This window comes from Paraburkholderia acidisoli, assembly GCF_009789675.1.
Classification (GTDB): Bacteria; Pseudomonadota; Gammaproteobacteria; order Burkholderiales; family Burkholderiaceae; genus Paraburkholderia; species Paraburkholderia acidisoli.
Window position 1 is genome coordinate 320819 of record NZ_CP046914.1, and the last position, 16972, is coordinate 337790.

Genomic DNA, 16972 nt, shown 5'->3' on the forward strand with positions numbered 1-16972 from the left:
GTCATCGTTTTAATCGTCATCGTTTTAATCGTCATCACGCGCCGGCACGCTGGGCCGGCCAACCAACGGAGTCCATCATGAAGCAGTCGATCGCCGCCCTCGTTTTGTGTATCGTTGCAGCAACCGCCTCGATCAGCGCGCACGCGCAAAGTGCGCCGAACGCGGCCACGCCCGCGGCGTCCGGCATGAACGGCGCGCGCATCGAGCGCATGCTCGCGCAAGTGCAAAGCCGCTTTGCCGCCGCGAACACCACGCACGACGGCAAACTCACGCGCGACCAGGCGCAAGCGGGCATGCCGCGAGTCGCGCAGCACTTCGACGAAATCGACACGCAGCATGCCGGCTTCGTCACGCTCGCGCAGATCGAAGACTTCATGCGGACGCGCGCGGCAGCGCGATGACCGCCGGAGACGCATCATGGAGCAAGCCCACCGGATCATCGTGCTCGACGACGAAGCCGAGCTGCGCAATATGCTGCAACGCTTCCTCACGGGCCATGGCTTCGAGGTGCGCGCCGTCGCCGACGGCAAGCGCCTCGACCGCCTGCTCCAGCGCGAGCCCTACGACCTGCTCGTGCTCGACCTGATGATGGAGCCCGAAGACGGCCTCTCGATCTGCCGCCGCCTGCGCGCCGAAGGCCAGACGCTGCCGATCCTCATGCTCACCGCCAAGGGCGACGCCGCCGACAAGGTGATCGGCCTCGAAACCGGCGCCGACGACTACCTCGCGAAACCGTTCCTGCCCGACGAACTCGTCGCGCGCGTGCGTGCGCTGCTGCGCCGCCAGAAGATGGCCGCCGGCGACCCCACGGTGACGTCGCAGCGGCTGCGTTTCGGCGATTTCAGCTTCGACGTTGGCAAACAAACGCTGTATCGCCATGACGAGCCCGTGGAGGTGCATTCCGCGCAAATGCTGCTGTTGCACGCGCTTGGCTCCTCGCCCAACCGGGCCGTGAGCCGCGAGAATCTGCTCGCGCGCGCACGCGGCCGCGATCACAACGCGCTCGATCGCAGCGTCGACGTGCAGATCCTGCGGCTGCGCCAGATCGTCGAGGACGATCCCGCCAAGCCGCGCTTCATCAAGACCGTGTGGGGCATCGGCTACATGCTCGTGGCCGGCGTCGACGCGTGATGCGCTTCGGTCTGCCCCGCTCGCTGCTCTCGCGCAACATCGCGCTGCTGGTCGCGCTCGTCGCGCTCTCGCAGGTGTGTTCGCTGAGCGTGCTGTTGCATTACGTGCAGCGCCCGCGCATCGAACGCGCGTCGATCATCTTCGCCGACTACGTGACGCTGCTCGACACCACGCTTGCCGCCATGCCGGCGGCCGAAGGGCGCGCCGCCGCCGCGCGGCTGAACGCGCGCAGCACGCCGCCGCCCGAGGTCACCGAGGCCCCCGACGACACGCCGCCGAGCCTGATCCACTTCTTTCGCACGTGGCAGCGCGATCTGTTCGTCGCCGCGTTGCAACGCCACCTGCCGCCCGACCTGCTGGTGCGCTGGGACGCCAGCCACGACACGCCGTCGCCGTTGCAGGAACGCCTGTGGATTCGCGTGCACGCCGCGGGCGCGCCCGTGTGGATCTCGCTGCCGATGACCGCCGACGCGCGCGCAAGCGGCATTTCGACCGCACTCGTCTTGTCGGCGGGGCTGGCGCTGCTCGCGGCGCTCACGGGCTATCTGTTGCAGCGCCACCTGAACCGGCCGCTGCGCGAACTCGCGCGCGCCGCGCGGCGCGTGAGCGCGGGCGACACGCCGCCGCCGCTGCCCACCGACGGCCCGACCGAAATCGCCGCCGTGAGTCACGCGTTCAACCAGATGACCGACGCGCTGAAGCAGGCCGAAGCCACGCGCGCGCTGATGCTCGCGGGCGTTTCGCACGACATCCGCACGCCGCTCACGAAGCTGCGTCTCGCGATTGCGATGGCCTTGCCGCGCGGCAGCAACGACGCGCTGGTCGCGGCTTCGGAAAGCTATCTCGACCAGATCGACACGATCCTCCAGCAGTTCATGGATTACGCGGGCAGCGGTGAGCGCGAGGCGCCGAAGCCGGGCGATCTCAACGCGCTCGCGGGCCAGCTGGTGGCCGATTTCGCGGGACTCGGGCACGAATTCGAGTTCGACGAAGGCATGCTGCCCGTGTTCGACTTTCAGCCCGTCGCCGTGATGCGTCTGCTGATGAACCTGATGCAGAACGCGGTGAATTACGGCCGCGCGGGTCTTGCGATTCGCACCATGCGCGAAGGCGACATGGCTTGCGTCGTGATCGGCGACCGCGGCAGCGGCATTCGCGCCGCGGAGCTCGAACGCCTGAAGGAGCCCTTCAGCCGCGGTGCGAACGCGCGCACGCATTCGGGCGGCTCCGGTCTGGGGCTCGCCATCGTCGACCGCATCGCGCGGCTGCACGGCGGCACACTCACGTTCCGCGACCGCGCGGGCGGCGGCCTCGAAGCCGTGGTGCGTCTGCCGCTCGACGGGTCGATCTCGCACCCTCGCGCGACATGAATCGACATACTTTGCGCGTGGATTTCGCGGGTCCGTTTGCCCATACTTGCTGCTGAGCCCTGCACCGCACGAAGCCGCTTCCGGCCGCGACGCAGGCCCCGAAACGCCAGCGTCGATCCTTCGCCATCCTGATCAATTCGACGTGCCCGGCTTTTCCCCGCAATGATGCAATCAGGCAAACGGATACGAACATGGAATCGCTTCTCGGCTTTATCGTCGGCAAAATCAAACGCGCTGCGGGCGCCACGCTGCTCGCGGGCGCGCTGTTCGCGAGCGGTTGCGCGCAGGCGGCCACGCAAGCCACGGCTCAGGCGCAGCCGACCTCGCAACTTCACGCCGAAGTCATCTACGTCTACGCCTTCGAGGCCAGCGCCGAAGACGTGCAACTCGACCACACCGGCCTCGTGCGCAAACTCACGTCGATGAGCAACGGAGCAACGTCGGCGCAACAACAGCAACAAGCCGCGCTGCAAACGCGCGAGCATCTCGCCGATCAAATCGTGAGCGAACTGCAGAAGCTGGGCTTGCCCGCCATGCGCATGGACGGTCCCGCGCCGGCCGGCCGTAACGCGCTGATCGTGGACGGCCGCATCGAGACCATGGACGCGGGCAATCGCCGCCGCCGCATGCTGATCGGCCTGGGCGCCGGCAAGAGCGAAGTGAGTGCGCAAATCACGATGCAATATCAAGCCGCCAACGGCTCGCCGCAAACCCTCGCGAGTTTTGCGTCGAACGCGAACAGCGGCCATCTGCCGGGCGTGGCGGAAACGGCGGGCGTGGGCGCGGCGGCGGGTCATCTCGCCACTTCGGCGGCGCTGGGCGGCGGGCTGCACGGCGCTTCGGAGGCGAAGCAGGACACCCTTTCCGCGGATGCCGGCAAACTCGCAAAAGCGATCGCGAAGCAGATCGCTCAAGCGAATGCGCAAAACGGCTGGATGCCGGCGGCTGCCGAAAAAAGCTGAAAACGCGAGCGCAAAACATAACGGCGACGGTTTTCAAATCGTCGCCGTTATGTGTTTACGACTGCGCCGCACTCTCGCGATAGTTCGCAAACTTCGACGTGTGCCCAATGCCCGGATTGAAGCAGTTGCACGGATCGAGGCCTTCGTAAAATGCCTTCAATTCAGGCTTGGCGTAGTAAAGATGCCCAACGTTGTGCTCGGCTGGATATTCGGCGCCGCGCGCGTCCAGCAGCTTCCACATTGCGTGTTCGAGCGCGAGGCAATCATTGCCCTTGCGAACGATATAGTCCTGATGAAACACATGGCAAAGAAAATGCCCGTAATAAAGCTTGATGGCGATGGGCTTTTCCACCTCGGCGGGCAATTGTTCGAACCACTCGCGGTCGTTGCGGCGCAGCGCAATATCGAGCGCGACGATATCTTCCACTTCCTTGCCGTGCACCGCGCGATAACGAATGGCCGCGCCCGCCGCCGCGAAGCGATGCAAAAACGCCTTGCTGCCCTCTTCGTCGCTGCACTCGAAGAAGTCGCCGCTCGCCTCGCCGAAATAGCGCTGCAAACAGGCGCGCGTTTCATCCACGCAATCGGCGGACACCTTCAGCATCAAATGATGTTCGTAACGCTCGCGATATTCCTTCAGGCGCGCGGGCAGATGACCCGGAAATAGCTGGCTGATGGCCTGCATGGCGCGGTCGGTGAAATGCGCGGGCAGGAAGCGCAGGCGCTCGAAAAAGGCGTCGCAACGGCTCTTGAAGGCGAACAGCGCGGGCAGCCGCTTCGTGCCGAGATACTGAATCAGCAGGAACATGTCCTTGCCGTAGCGTTCGGCGATATCGAAAGCGTCTCGATGCAGATATTCGCCCGCGATCGGCAGCTTCGAGAACTTGCCGAGTATGTCGCGGCGCAGGTCGGTCAATTCGCCGGTGGCATTGGTGCCGATATAGAACACCTTCGCGCCCTTCTCGATGGGAAACGTGTCGAGCCGCACCGCGAACACCATGACCTTGCCCGCCGAGCCGGACGCCTCGTGCAGACGCAGCGGGTCGGCGTTGTAGCGCGCGGGCGTGGCCGCTTCGATGTCGCGCACGTGCTCCGCGTAATTCTGGTCCGAGGCCACGCCCGCGTCGTGAAGCAGGTCGCTTTCGGGGAGGTCACCGCGGTCGAGACGGCCGAGCACGTCTTCGGGCGTGTCGCCCAGCCGAATGCCGAGATGGTTCACGAGTTCGAGCGCGCCGTTCGCGCTCACGCGTGCGAACACGCTCATTTCCGTGTAGGCGGGCCCGCGCCGCACAAGCGAACCGCCCGAGTTGTTGCATACGCCGCCTATCACCGAAGCCCCGATGCACGACGAGCCGATCACCGAGTGCGGTTCGCGCCCGAGCGGCTTGAGCAGTTGTTCGAGCTGATCGAGCGTCGAGCCCGGCAAGCACACGACCTGTTTGCCGCCTTCGATCACATGCACGGTGCGCATGCGCGTCATGCTCACGATCACCACGTCGCGGTCGTAGTCGTCGCCGTCGGGCGTGGAGCCGCCCGTGAGACCCGTGTTCGAGGCCTGCGAGATCACCACGGCGCGGGCCGCCACGCACGCCTGCAACACGCGCCATTGCTCGACCAGCGTGCCGGGCCGCACCACGGCCGCCACCTTGCCTTCGCCGAAGCGAAAACCCTTGCGATAACGGCGCGTGGCTTCGTCGCGGGTCAGGGCGTGCGCGCGACCGACGGCGTCGTGCAGCGCGGCGATCAGCGCGGTGCGGCCAGTGCGGCCCGGTGTGACTGACGCGCGCTCGCGCCCGGGAACGGTGGTCATGACGGCATGGCTCCTGCGTGGCGATCTAAGGGATCGTGAGAGCATAGGCTGCGCGCCGTATCAAGTCCAATACGCGGCGAGCGCGCGATCAAGACGAAAAAGATATCAATCGACGGATGCCGCTCGCGAGCGCACTAGCCGGCAACGGGCGGATGCCGCGACGCGTCGCGCACGATGCGCACGAAGTTCTGCACCGTGGGCGCCTTTTCGCGCGACCGGTACACCAGCGCGATGGTCGTGTGCAGCGTGCCGCCCTTGAGCGCGTGGTAAGTCACGCCCTTCGCCTGAATCTGCCGCATCGACGAGGGAATCAGCGTGACGCCGAAGCCCGCGGCGGCCATGTTGACCGTCGACGAAATCTGCGGCGACTCCATGCCGATCACGGGATTGAAACCTGCCGCATGGCAGGCGCTGATGATCGAATCGTACAGATCGGGGCCAATGGCACGCGGAAACAGGATGAGCGGGTCTTCGGCGAGGTCGGCGAGGTCCACGCTGCGGCGGCGCGCGAGCCGGTGGCGCGGCGGCAAAACGGCCAGCACGTCTTCTTCCACCAGCGGCTGCGTGGCCAGCCCGCGGCAGTTCAGTGGCAGGCGCACGAGCGCGGCGTCGACTTTGGCCTCGCTCACGCGTTCGAGCAGCACCGAGCTATTGCTTTCCTCGCAGCCGATCGAGACGCCGGGATACGCGCTGCGATAGCGCTGCAACACCGTAGCCACGAGCGGATGAAACACCGTCGAGCCCGCAAAGCCCAGCACGAGCCGCCCGGTTTCGCCGCGCCCGGCGTTCTGCGCTTCGGCGAGCGCGAGTTCCGCATCTTCGACGATGCGCTGCGCACGCTCGCGAAACAGCCGCCCCGCCTCGGTCAACTCCACATGGCGCGAATGGCGAATGAACAGCCGCGTGCCGATTTCCTTCTCCAGCTTGAGGATCTGCTGGCTCAGCGGCGGCTGCGCAATGCCGAGCGCGCTCGCCGCCTCGCTGAAATGCAACGACTCCGCGACGGCCAGAAAATAGCGTAGTTGCCGGAATTCCATATCTTTTTCGTCTTGATCGAACGCCCGATTGTGAACGCGTCCTCATCATGACGGCAAGACGAAAAACCGGCACCTCGGCCGAACGGCGAAGCGGCGCGGCAAATCTGCGCGGGATTTAGCGCTGGATTTCGTGCGGATTCAGCGGGTTCGGGTCAGCCCAACCCCATGCGTGTCTCGTCGACGAACTGCTCCGTGGCGTCGTCGATCTTGCGGCCCTTGCGGCCGGTCGGCCCGTGAATGTAGACGGTTTTCATATCGATGCGCGGCGCGCCCTGCGCGGCGCCGTGGGTCGCCAGCATCGCCGGTGGCGGCGTCATCTCGTACCGCACCGCGCGCGCATGATCGGCCAGTTGCAGGCGCGGATCGAACACCGAGTTGAACTTCCAGAGCATGCGGACGAAATTGGTCTGGCCGTGCAGCAACAGCCGCGTGGCCTGACCGGTCGCGCCGCGCAGCGCGGTCCAGCCCAGATGCTTGCGATTGAGCACTTGTTGGGTGCGCACGAGTTCGGCGTAGAACTCGGGCAGCGGCAGCCGCGTGGGCACCACGGCGTGCTGGATGTCGAACAGGCGATAGTCGAGGCTCGTGAGCCGCCGCGCTTCGCGTTGCCAGTTCTCCGTGCCCGGATACGGCGTATTCACGCTGATATTCACGATCTCGGGAATCTCGAGGCACCAGTTGCGGATCGTCTCGAAGCGCGCATGATCCCAGTCGGGATCGGCGATCAGATTGACGGCCACGGTAATGCCCAGCGAGCGCGCGAATTCGAGCGCCTCGAAATTGCGGTCGATGCTGATCCGTTTGCGAAACGCCTTGAGTCCTTCCTCGTCGATGGCTTCGAGGCCCAGAAACATGTACTTCAGGCCAATCGATTGCCACAGGCGGAACACGTCCTTGTTGCGCAATAGCACGTCGCCGCGCGTTTCGAGGTAATAGCGCTTGCGTATGCCGCGCCGCCGGATCGCCTCGCCGATCGCCATGCCGTGCTCGGCGTGCACGAACGCGACATCGTCGACGATAAAGATGCCCGGCTCGCGCAGCGCCGCGAGTTCTTCCACTACCACCTCGGGGCTGCGCGTGCGATAGCTGCGGCCGTAGAAGGTCCACGCGCTGCAGAACGTGCAGTCCCACGGGCAGCCGCGCGCGAATTCGATCGACGCGCATGGGTCCAGCGTGCCGATGAAATACTTGCGCCGATGCCGCAGCAGGTCGCGCGCGGGCCGCACGGGATCGAGTCGCTCGACGAAGCGCGGCGGCGGTCCGGTGCCTTGCGTCGTCAACACGCCGGGCACCGCGAGCAGATCGCCGCCGTGCGCGACCGCGTCGAGCAACGCGCTAACCGACGCTTCGCCCTCGCCACGCAACACGCAGTCGATCGCACCCTCCGCGTGGTGCAGCAAATCGTGCGCGGTGAACGAGACGCTATGGCCGCCCACGAACACGAAGCACGCGGGCCGCGCCGCTTTCACGGCGATGGCGAGGTCGATGATTTCGGGGATATTGGCGAGATAGTTGCCCGAGAAACAGAGCGCGTCGGGCTGCCAGGCGCGCACGAGGCGCATGAGGTCGCGATGCGTTTCGACCTGGAGATCGATCAGGCGCACGTCGTGACCCGCGTCGCGCGCCGCGCCCGCCACGGCTTCGAGGCCCAGCGGCTCGAGCCGCAGAAACACGCGCGTGTACATGAGTCCGCTCGGGTGGACGGCAAGCAATCTCATCGTGCCTCCTCGCGCGCGGGATCGCCGCGCATTCGAGCGAGTCTACGCGCATCGCCTGGGTGGCGCTTTTCGCGCGCAGTGTCGAAATCGGCCCTAAAAACGGTCGATCTAAAAACAACCGAACAGCGAGCCGAGCACGATCACGACGGCGAGCGCGATCAGCGCGCCCGCAATGCTCACGATCACCAGATCGCGATAACTCTCGCGATGCGTCGAGCCGCACACGGCCAGCAGCGTGACCACGGCGCCGTTGTGCGGCAGGCTGTCGAGCGTGCCCGACGACATCACCGCGACGCGATGCAGCAACGCGGGATCGATATGATGCTGGGCCGCGAGCTGCATATAAGTGCCGCCGAGCGCGTCGAGCGCGATCGTCAGGCCGCCCGAGGCCGAGCCCGTGAGGCCCGCGAGCAGATTCGTCGCCACCGCGAGCGAGACGAGCGGGCCGCCGCCGATGCCGAGCACCCAGTCGCGCACGGCCTCGAACGCGGGCAGCGCCGCGATCACCGCGCCGTAGCCGACCAGGCTGCCCACGCTCAGCACGGGCAGCACGGCAGCATTCGCGCCCGCGTCCATGCTTTCGCGCAACGCGCCGAGCCGCGCGCGATTGAGCGCGACCAGCACGACAATGCCCACCGCGAGCGCCACGGACACGCCCCACACGCCCGCCACGGCCGAGAGCGTGGTCGCGCCCCAGCGCGGCTGGGCGAGATACGCGGCGTCCAGGCGCGGAAACACCACGACGTTCATCGCGAAGTTCATCGCCACGACCACGACGAGCGGCGCCAGCGCGACGAACGCCGATGGCGGCGCGACGCCATAGCCCGCCGCTTCGGGCGCGCGCCCGCCGCTGTCGATTTCGGCGGGGTCGAAGGTTTGCGCGACGCTCGCCCGTTCGCGCACGAGCGCCGACTTGCCGCGCGCTTCATAGTCGGCGCCGCCATCGAGCGGCTCCACGAAGCCTTCGCCGTTTTGCTTCGCGGCGGCGGCCGCACGCCCGAGCCACCAGAGGCCGAAGCCCGCCATCACGCCGCTCGCGATCACGCCGAGGCCCGGCGCGGCGAACGGCGTCGTGCCAAAGAACGGCATCGGTATCGCGTTTTGCAGCGCGGGCGTGCCGGGCAGCGCGGACATCGTGAATGTCGCCGTGCCCAGCATGATCGTGGCGGGCATCAGGCGGCGCGGGAGATCGGCGGAACGGAACAGCGCCTGTGCCATGGGGGCGAGCACGAAGAACGCGACGAACAGGCTCACGCCGCCGTACGTCACGAGCGCGCCGCCCATCACCACGGCAACGAGCGCGTGGCGCGTGCCGAGCTTGTCGATCATGAGTTGCGCGACGGCGTCGACGGAACCGCTGTCCTCCATCAGCTTGCCGAACAGCGAGCCGAGCAGAAACAACGGGAAGAACTGCGCGAGAAAGCGGCCGGTGCTGGCCATGAAGGTTTGCGTCCAGTGCGCGAGCACCGGTTCGCCGGACACGAACGCGGCCAGCATGGCGCACACGGGCGCGAGCAGCAGCACGCTCCAGCCGCGATACGCGAGCCACACGAGCAGCGCGAGACTCGCGAGCATGCCCGCGAGGCCGGTGAAGAGCGTGGCGGTGCTCATCGGCATGCGCTCCGGAAGGCGGCGCGCGGCGGTGTCGTGCCGATTAACCATTCAGGCGCGACGTGAATCGCGTGGCACGGAGGGCGCGCAGAGAGCGCGTAGAGCGCGCGGGCGGGCGTATCGGGTTCGGCGGGCATCGCGGCTCCGTTCCAGACCGGCGGGTGACGAGCGGTGTGGCGAGCGTACAGGAAATGCGTGGGGCGAAGCGCGAGCGTGTGCTGCGGCGCGTCATGGCTGGAAATGGCGCCCTATCGGCTTGGGCGAAGGGCATACGAATCGTCTTATGCCATTTGCTAGACTGGATCTTCGCGTGTTTCGCGCCTATTTTTCGTCGATGTGTCGCCGATACGTTCGCCGCGCGTTTCATCGCGGCGCCATCGTTTTTTTGCCGAGCCACCGTGCGGACCTTTCACGCCATCGCCTTGACCGACCTGCTCGCCGAAATCCGCGCGTGCCGCGCGTGCGAGCACGCCTTGCCGCTCGGGCCGCGCCCCGTGTTGCAGGCGAGCGGCACGGCGCGCCTGTTGATCGTCGGGCAGGCGCCGGGCGCGAAAGTGCACGCGTCGGGCGTGCCGTGGGACGACGCGAGCGGCGAGCGTCTGCGCGAATGGCTCGGCATCGACACAACCACGTTCTACGACGCGCGGCGCGTGGCGATCGTGCCCATGGGCTTCTGCTATCCGGGCCGCGGCGGTGGCGGCGACAACCCGCCGCGCGCGGAATGCGCGCCGCTCTGGCACACGCGCCTGCTCGATCAGCTAACGAACGTGCGGCTCACGCTGCTGGTCGGCCAATACGCGCAGCGCTATTTTCTGGGCGCCCGGCGTAAGCCGTCGCTCACGGAAACGGTGCAGGCATGGCGCGAGTACGCGCCCGATTACGTGCCGCTGCCGCATCCGTCACCGCGCAATCAGCCCTGGTTCAAGCGCCATGCGTGGTTCGAAGCGGAAGTGCTGCCCGCGCTCAGGCGGCACGTGACCGAACTGTTCGCCGATACGGAAAACGCCGCCCCCATCGACATGACATGGGACAACGCCCAGGAGAACGCGCAGATGACGAAGCCGCCAATCACGATCCAGCGCGTCTACGAACCGCTGCCGGAAGCCGGCGCGGCGTGCTTTCTCGTCGACCGGCTCTGGCCGCGCGGCATCAGGAAGGAAACGCTCGCGCACGTGACGTGGGCGAAGGACGTGGCGCCGAGCACGGCATTGCGCCAGTGGTTTCACGCGCACGAGCACGATCCGGCGCATTGGGACGAATTCCGCGAGCGTTATCTGGCGGAACTCGCCGCAAACCGCGTGGCGTGGGAGCCCATCGTGCGGGCGCGCGAAACGCGGCCTGTCGTGCTGCTCTACGGCTCGCACGACACCGCGCGCAATCACGCGGTCGTGTTGCAGGCGTTTCTGAAGCGCGAGCGCCAATAGAAACGACCGATGCGACGCACGGCGCGCAACGCCTGCGCCGCTTCGCGCCGCACGCCTAGAACAGGTACATCCCCGCGACGAACACCACACCCGAAAACAGCAGCGTGGTCACGCAGTAACCCATGATGTCGCGCACGCCGAGGCCCGCGATGGCGAGTGCGGGCAACGCCCAGAACGGCTGCGCCATGTTGGTCCAGGCTTCGCCGTAAGCGATCGCCATCGCCGACTTGCCGAGATCCGCGCCCAGCGCCTGCGCCGCCGGCATCACGAACGGGCCCTGCACGACCCAGTGGCCGCCGCCCGAGGGCACCGCGAAGTTGATCAGGGCCGAGCTGAGGAACACGAGCAGCGGAAACGTGTGCACGTTGGCGATATCCACGAACCACTTCGTGATCACGCCCGCGAGACCCGAGTGGTCCATCAACGCCTGAATGCCGGCGTAGAAGGGGAACTGGATCATGATGCCCGACGCGCCCTTCGCGGCGGCGCCCACGGCGCGCGCATAGGCCATCGGCGTCTTGTGGAGCACGAGGCCCGCGGCGAGGAACACGAGGTTGACCGTGTCGATGTCGAGCGAGAAGCCCTTCGTGTGGAAACGCACGCCGAGGAACACGAAGCACAGTGCGGCGACCAGCAACGAGAGCGCGCGGCTTTCCTCAATGCGCTCGGCGAAGGTGGCGTCCGGGCCGAGCTTGCGCTCGACGCTCGGCGGATCTTCGAGCAGCGCCGGATCGACTGAAACCACGTCTTCGGGCTTCGGCATCATCAGGCGCACGAGAATCGGCAGCAGCACGATCAGGCCGATCGTGATGAAGGCGTTGTAGCCGGTGAAGATCGTCTGCGAAACGGGGATCAGGCCAACGGCCTTTTCCATCGGGTTGCCCTTGGTGGCGGCGACCAGCGGCACCGAGCCCGAGAGACCGCCATGCCACGTCAGAAAGCCCATGTACGCCGCCGCGACCAGCAGGCGATAGTCCGCGCCGCGCACGCGTCGCGCGACTTCGCGCGAGAACATCGCGCCTAGCACGAGGCCGAAGCCCCAGTTGATCGCGCAAGCGACCGCGCCCACGAACGCCACCAGCATCACGCCCTGCGCCGGCGTGCGCGCGCAGCTCGCAAGCGCGACCAGCAGGCGCTTGACCGGACCGGAACTGGCCAGCGCGTGGCCCGTGACCAGAATCAGGACCATCTGCATCGCGAACGCGAGCAGGTTCCAGAAGCCCGAACCCCACATGAGGACCAGCGCTTCGGGCGGCTGCGGCGTGAGCGCGAATGCCAGCACGAACGTCACGACGGTCAGGAAAATGGCGAAAATGAGCGGGTCCGGCAATACCCGATGCACGACGCCGGTAAAGAAACTGGAAATGCGCTGAATCACGTTGGTCTGCTCCTCGTCTGCTTCTCTTTCATTGTTTCGTTTGCCGATACGGCAACGGTCCGCTATTGCGGATTCGATGCGAACCGAGGCGCGATTCTGGCACAGCGCCGCGCAACGCGTATGGGCCGCCGGCGATTCGCCCTACTCGCCGCCGGGATTTTTCCGCCGGCACTTGCGCTCTTTTCCTGCAACGCGCGGCGAAATCTACGGTTACACGCTCATACGTGCCGTAAAAAGCCAATCTGCTACCGTTACGGCAGCTTTCTCGATCCGTCTCCGCATCGGAATCCGCAAAACCAGAAAAGGAGTCGATAGATGCGCAAGCAGTTTGTCGGTGTCGTATTCGCTGGATTGGGCAGTCTCGCGGGAATGCTCGCGGCGCAACCGGCGCTCGCGCAGTCGCAGGCGTTCACGAGCACGACCGTCAACGTCTATGCCGGTCCGGGCGGCGACTATCCCGTGGTGGCGCAGGTGTCGGGCGGCGTGTCGCTCGCGGTGATGGGCTGCGTGGCCGGCTATAGCTGGTGCGACGTGAGCCTGCCGAATCTGCGCGGCTGGGTGTACGGCAGCTATCTCAGCTACCCGTGGCAAGGCCAGCGCGTGCCCGTGCCGTCGTATGGTGCGACCATCGGCCTGCCGATCGTGACGTTCTCGCTGGGCGCCTATTGGGGCAACTTCTATCGCGACCGGCCGTGGTACGGTAACCAGGGGCGCTGGTCGCATCACCCGGGGCCGCGCCCGGTGCCGCCGCCGCCGATTCGGCCGCCGCGTCCGCATCCGCCGGGGCATGGCGCGGGCCGCCCGCCCGGTGGTCCGCGGCCGCCTTCGCACGGCGCGGGTCCCGGTCCCCGGCCGCCTGGTCACGGCGCAGGGCCCGGCAACGGCGGCGCGAGACCGCCCTCGCATGGCGGCGGGCGGCCGCCGGGTGGCGGTGGCGGGCGTCCGCCGGGCGGCGGCGGACATGGCGGCGGTGGCGGCGGTGGTCGCCCGCCGGGTGGTGGTGGTGGTGGCGGTGGCGGCCGGCCCGGCGGTTGATCGGCCGCGGCGATTCCGATGCGCCGGAACGCGCGCGGTGTGGATATGCCGCGCGCGCCCGTCATGCGAAAACGCTCAGAAGCGGTAGCCGATGCCGCCGAGAATCACGTCGGTATCGCGGCTATAGCGCGTGACCACGCGATTCCACGTCACGCGCGCGTCCCAGTGCTGCGTCATGCGGTACGACGCCGAGACAGATACGAGCCCCGAAAGAATGCCGTCGCCGGTATCGCGGTCGTCGGGGTGATCGCCGTGATGGATCGCCGCATAAACGCCCGCGCCGAAACCTAGCGTCAGCTTGTCGTCGAGGAAAGCGCGCGTGAGCCAAAGCTGCGCGGTCGCCCCGTCGCGGCGCGCCGAAATGCCGTTGCCTTCGTGCAGATATCCCACGGTTGCGTCGAGAAAATGCGTAAGCCCGCGCCGGTATTCGATCGACTCGGCCGCGGACGTTTGCGAATCGAGACTGTTGAGGATCGTCTCGCCCGCCATCAACGTAATCTCGTTGTGAGTCACGTCGTGCGTGCGTGGCAGCGCGAACTCGCGCGGGCCCGGCGTGTCCGGCGCATCGAGCTGATAGCCAACGCCGAGCATCAGCGCGGTGGTGGAGGGCCCGTTCGTGACCTGCACGCGATTGAGCTGCAGATTGGCCGTCCAGCGGTGCGCTGAATAATACGTCGCCCGCGCGCTGTAGACGACACCCCAGCCGTGGGTATTCGAATAACCCTCGCCCTTCGACGCCGCTTCGGTATCGAAATAGCGGTACGGACCCACGCCGAGTGCGAATACCAGGCGCCGCTGCGCGAGCGGCAAACGCGCCCACGCCTGAATCGTCTGACCGTCGCGATGATGGTCGGGAATATGGCCTTCGTTGAGCCACGAAATACTACCGGCGAAGTAATTGCCGAAGCCCTCCGTGTAATCCATCGCCCACGAATACGTGTGGGCGCTGCCGCTCGCGAGCGGTCCCGCGAATAGCGTGAATTCCTGCGCGTGCGCCGAGGCCGATATCGCGGCGAGCATCGCAGTGATGACGCACGATGCGGCAGACGTCGTGATGGGTCTCATGAAATAGCAATGCCTCGACCTGGACGATGCGCTGCGGCACCCAAGCTGAACGAAAACCACCGCAAAAAAGTCACGGTGGCGTGAAGCGGCCGAGAATAACGCACAGTGAAATAACTGTGAAATCCCACTCTTTTCCGTAAATTACAGCGGCGATAATTTCGCGTTTATCAATTCTTCGAAACTGACGGAATTGCCAGCTATTTAATTCGACGTCCAAACTAATATAGGAAAAAAAAACGCCGCCATGCGAGGCGGCGTTTTTTCTTTCGTCGCTGAAATCAGCGCACGTGATGGCAAACGCGCACGGCGTGGTGGTGGTGATGTTCGATGTGGCACACCTGATGACCATGCGGCGCGGCCTGAGCGGCGAGCGGCGCGAGCAGCACGGCGAAACCAGCGATAGCAAAAAGACGGACGAAAGTTTTGGAAACGGTGTTCATTCTATTGGACTCGTGCGTGACGACAGTGGAATGCAGTGAAATCACTGCATGGGAAAAACAAAACCCAGCACTGTATCGTAGAGTCCGCGATTCTTCGTTACACACTTGTAACGAAACACAGCGATTGAAACCCTTTTGACAGCTTTCCTGGCGCTTACGCTTCGCCGAATCCCTCGATCTCGCCGCCTTCCTCGTGCGTGAGCCGCCGCAGCAACTCGTGCCCTCGCGTCGTGAGACGCAGGGCGGTCTCGCCCTCTTCGTCGTCCATCTCCACGAGCCGATAGTGCTGTAGCGCGAGAAAATCGGAATCGATCGTTTGCAAAGGCGTGTTGGCGTCGCGAATCAACAGCAACGTCGCCAGTTCATGGTGACTGAGCATCGAATCTCTCCTGTCCAGAACTCACAGTGATGCCCAGCATAGCGGGTCAATCGTACAGTTTCGCTACAACCTTGTTTCGCGGTGTTACGGCAATGGCTCCGACTTACGCGGCGCGGCACAACGAAATGGATCGGTTCTTCATAAACAATAGTTCGGAATACCGATTAATTTAATCGATGAGATTTTGAGGGACCGAAACGACGGCCGCTGCGCACGGCCAACGTTTCGTTTAAATCGTTCGACCAGGAAAGAACGAAAGAAAGCTCAAGCGCCGGGCGCTGCGCTCGTTTGCACGGCGCCATTGGCCTTCGCTTCCACGTTGGTTTCGTGAACGGTATCGCTCATGGTGCGTTCGAATGCATTCATCCATGCGCGCACGGGCCGCGCGGCGCGCATGCTCATCGTGACAGCGCCGAAGCCCGCGCACACGTCGGTCCATTGTTGAGCGAAGTCGCGCGCCACTTCGCTCCAAAGCAACGGGCCCTGCACGGCATTCGCGGCCGTTTCCTGCCAGAGTGCGGCGCTCGCGTTGAACCAGTCGCGCGAGACTGTTTGCGAGGCGATCGCGTACTCGCTCCAGTCGCGCGCTTCGCGCAATGCGTCCATTGCGCCTTCGAGTGCGGCGCGATCGCGTTCCACCCGCCGCTGCATGAATTGCAGCCATTGCTCGCGCCCTTGCTGACGCCCCTGATAGAGCCGCAAAGCGGCAATGCTGCCGGCGCGCCACGCGTCGAACGCAGGTTGTGATGCCGTCACCATGATCGATCTCCGGTTGAGCTGAATCGCGTGCCACACGGCGTGATCGGCACTTATTTCGTGATACGCCGCGTGCACCCCTCACATTCTGCGCGAGCCTCTGCGATGTTTTCGCGACGGATTGCCACGTGTGCGCGCAAGCCTCTGCGGCGCGCGCTCAGGTCACGCCCAGGGCGCGTGCAGGTTCGTTCGCCGGATCAGCTTGCCGATGCAGCAGGCGCGGCCTCGTCGCGCACCAGCATCACCGGACGATCGGCCATGCGCAAGAACGTTTCGGCCACGCTGCCGAGCAACAGGCGCTTCACGCCCGACAAGCCGCGCGTGCCCATCACCACGAGATCGGCGTCTTCCTCAGCCGCGATACGATAGATCACGGCGGCGATCTCCTCGCCGTTCGCATCGGCGGCGCGTGTGGTGCCCGTCACGTGCGCTTGCGCAAGCACCGTTTTGGCCTCGTCGAGCGCGGCCGTCGCGGCGTCGCGCGCGGCTTCGTGGCGCGTCGGTTCCTCGGCGAATCCCGGGTTGACGTCGACGGGCCGTGACGGATGCTGCACCACGCACAGCGCCTCGATCGTGCCGCCCGTGGCCTGCGCGATCTTCACGGCTTCGTCGAGCGCGCGCCGGCCGCTGCGGCTGCCGTCCACGGCCACCAGAATCTGCTTGTACATGAGTCCCTCCCCGGCCTTGCGGCCATTGCGTAATGAGCACGATCGGCATGTTCGAGCGCAGCTTCGGCGCCCGGCCGCATCCATCTTGATGCGCGCGGGCGTTCGCGGGGCGCGACGCGTCCGCGCATCGTCAGCACGGCCACGCCCGTGAGTCCACCTTCGCGCCAGATGGCAGACGCCTCGTTGGC

Annotated in this window: 16 protein-coding genes and 1 pseudogene; 8 read left to right on the top strand and 9 right to left on the bottom strand. The window is 65.9% G+C overall.

Annotated features, from left to right (window positions below):
- The first annotated feature begins 77 nt into the window (after positions 1-77).
- From FAZ98_RS15705 to FAZ98_RS15720, 4 genes are all read left to right on the top strand, one after another.
- A complete protein-coding gene (locus FAZ98_RS15705) occupies positions 78-401 on the top strand; it encodes an EF-hand domain-containing protein (protein ID WP_158952242.1) in 324 nt (107 codons plus the stop codon).
- A 16-nt stretch (positions 402-417) separates the two neighbouring features.
- Positions 418-1131, top strand: a complete 714-nt coding sequence (locus FAZ98_RS15710; RefSeq protein WP_158952243.1) for a response regulator — start codon at positions 418-420, stop codon at positions 1129-1131.
- Positions 1131-2501, top strand: a complete 1371-nt coding sequence (locus FAZ98_RS15715) for an ATP-binding protein (protein WP_158953935.1) — start codon at positions 1131-1133, stop codon at positions 2499-2501. The genes FAZ98_RS15710 and FAZ98_RS15715 overlap by 1 nt, the downstream gene beginning before the upstream one ends.
- Before the next feature lie 191 nt (positions 2502-2692).
- On the top strand, positions 2693-3463 hold the full coding sequence (locus FAZ98_RS15720; protein WP_158952244.1) for a DUF4410 domain-containing protein: 771 nt from the start codon (positions 2693-2695) through the stop codon (positions 3461-3463).
- Positions 3464-3518: 55 nt separating this feature from the next.
- Here the strand turns inward: FAZ98_RS15720 and dld are convergent, their stop codons facing one another.
- From dld to FAZ98_RS15740, 4 genes are all read right to left on the bottom strand, one after another.
- Positions 3519-5273 (bottom strand): D-lactate dehydrogenase, encoded by a 1755-nt coding sequence (gene dld / locus FAZ98_RS15725; RefSeq protein WP_158952245.1) that lies wholly within the window; start codon positions 5271-5273, stop codon positions 3519-3521.
- Positions 5274-5407: 134 nt separating this feature from the next.
- Entirely contained in the window at positions 5408-6310 is a 903-nt protein-coding gene (locus FAZ98_RS15730) for a LysR family transcriptional regulator (RefSeq protein ID WP_158952246.1), read from the bottom strand.
- Between the two features lie 152 nt (positions 6311-6462).
- Complete coding sequence (gene hpnR / locus FAZ98_RS15735; RefSeq protein ID WP_158952247.1) at positions 6463-8028, bottom strand: hopanoid C-3 methylase HpnR; 1566 nt, start codon at positions 8026-8028, stop codon at positions 6463-6465.
- Between the two features lie 108 nt (positions 8029-8136).
- Positions 8137-9639, bottom strand: coding sequence for a GntP family permease (locus FAZ98_RS15740; protein ID WP_233272779.1), 1503 nt, complete (start codon positions 9637-9639; stop codon positions 8137-8139).
- A gap of 398 nt (positions 9640-10037) precedes the next feature.
- Here FAZ98_RS15740 and FAZ98_RS35620 point away from each other — a divergent pair.
- Both FAZ98_RS35620 and FAZ98_RS35625 read left to right on the top strand, forming a co-directional pair.
- Positions 10038-10631, top strand: a pseudogene (locus FAZ98_RS35620) (uracil-DNA glycosylase family protein); the annotation flags it as partial.
- 60 nt (positions 10632-10691) lie between these two features.
- Positions 10692-11063, top strand: coding sequence for a DUF488 domain-containing protein (locus tag FAZ98_RS35625; RefSeq protein WP_233272821.1), 372 nt, complete (start codon positions 10692-10694; stop codon positions 11061-11063).
- A 55-nt stretch (positions 11064-11118) separates the two neighbouring features.
- On the opposite strand, the gene FAZ98_RS15750 is transcribed toward FAZ98_RS35625, so the two are convergent.
- Positions 11119-12441 carry a TIGR00366 family protein gene (locus tag FAZ98_RS15750; RefSeq protein WP_158952250.1) on the bottom strand — a complete coding sequence of 441 codons (1323 nt, stop codon included), beginning with the start codon at positions 12439-12441 and terminating at the stop codon, positions 11119-11121.
- Positions 12442-12756: 315 nt separating this feature from the next.
- Here FAZ98_RS15750 and FAZ98_RS15755 point away from each other — a divergent pair, with 315 nt between their 5' ends.
- Positions 12757-13476, top strand: coding sequence for an SH3 domain-containing protein (locus FAZ98_RS15755; protein WP_158952251.1), 720 nt, complete (start codon positions 12757-12759; stop codon positions 13474-13476).
- 75 nt (positions 13477-13551) lie between these two features.
- Here FAZ98_RS15755 and FAZ98_RS15760 read toward each other — a convergent pair whose 3' ends face one another.
- Positions 13552-14541, bottom strand: coding sequence for a hypothetical protein (locus FAZ98_RS15760; RefSeq protein ID WP_158952252.1), 990 nt, complete (start codon positions 14539-14541; stop codon positions 13552-13554).
- Between the two features lie 290 nt (positions 14542-14831).
- Between FAZ98_RS15760 and FAZ98_RS15765 the strand changes: the two genes are divergently transcribed.
- On the top strand, positions 14832-15020 hold the full coding sequence (locus FAZ98_RS15765; protein WP_158952253.1) for a hypothetical protein: 189 nt from the start codon (positions 14832-14834) through the stop codon (positions 15018-15020).
- Between the two features lie 115 nt (positions 15021-15135).
- Here FAZ98_RS15765 and FAZ98_RS15770 read toward each other — a convergent pair whose 3' ends face one another.
- The 3 genes from FAZ98_RS15770 to FAZ98_RS15780 form a co-directional block, all read right to left on the bottom strand.
- Complete coding sequence (locus FAZ98_RS15770; RefSeq protein WP_158952254.1) at positions 15136-15360, bottom strand: hypothetical protein; 225 nt, start codon at positions 15358-15360, stop codon at positions 15136-15138.
- A 264-nt stretch (positions 15361-15624) separates the two neighbouring features.
- Positions 15625-16119 (bottom strand): hypothetical protein, encoded by a 495-nt coding sequence (locus FAZ98_RS15775; protein ID WP_158952255.1) that lies wholly within the window; start codon positions 16117-16119, stop codon positions 15625-15627.
- Positions 16120-16313: 194 nt separating this feature from the next.
- Positions 16314-16784 carry a universal stress protein gene (locus FAZ98_RS15780; RefSeq protein ID WP_158952256.1) on the bottom strand — a complete coding sequence of 157 codons (471 nt, stop codon included), beginning with the start codon at positions 16782-16784 and terminating at the stop codon, positions 16314-16316.
- Positions 16785-16972: the final 188 nt, after the last annotated feature.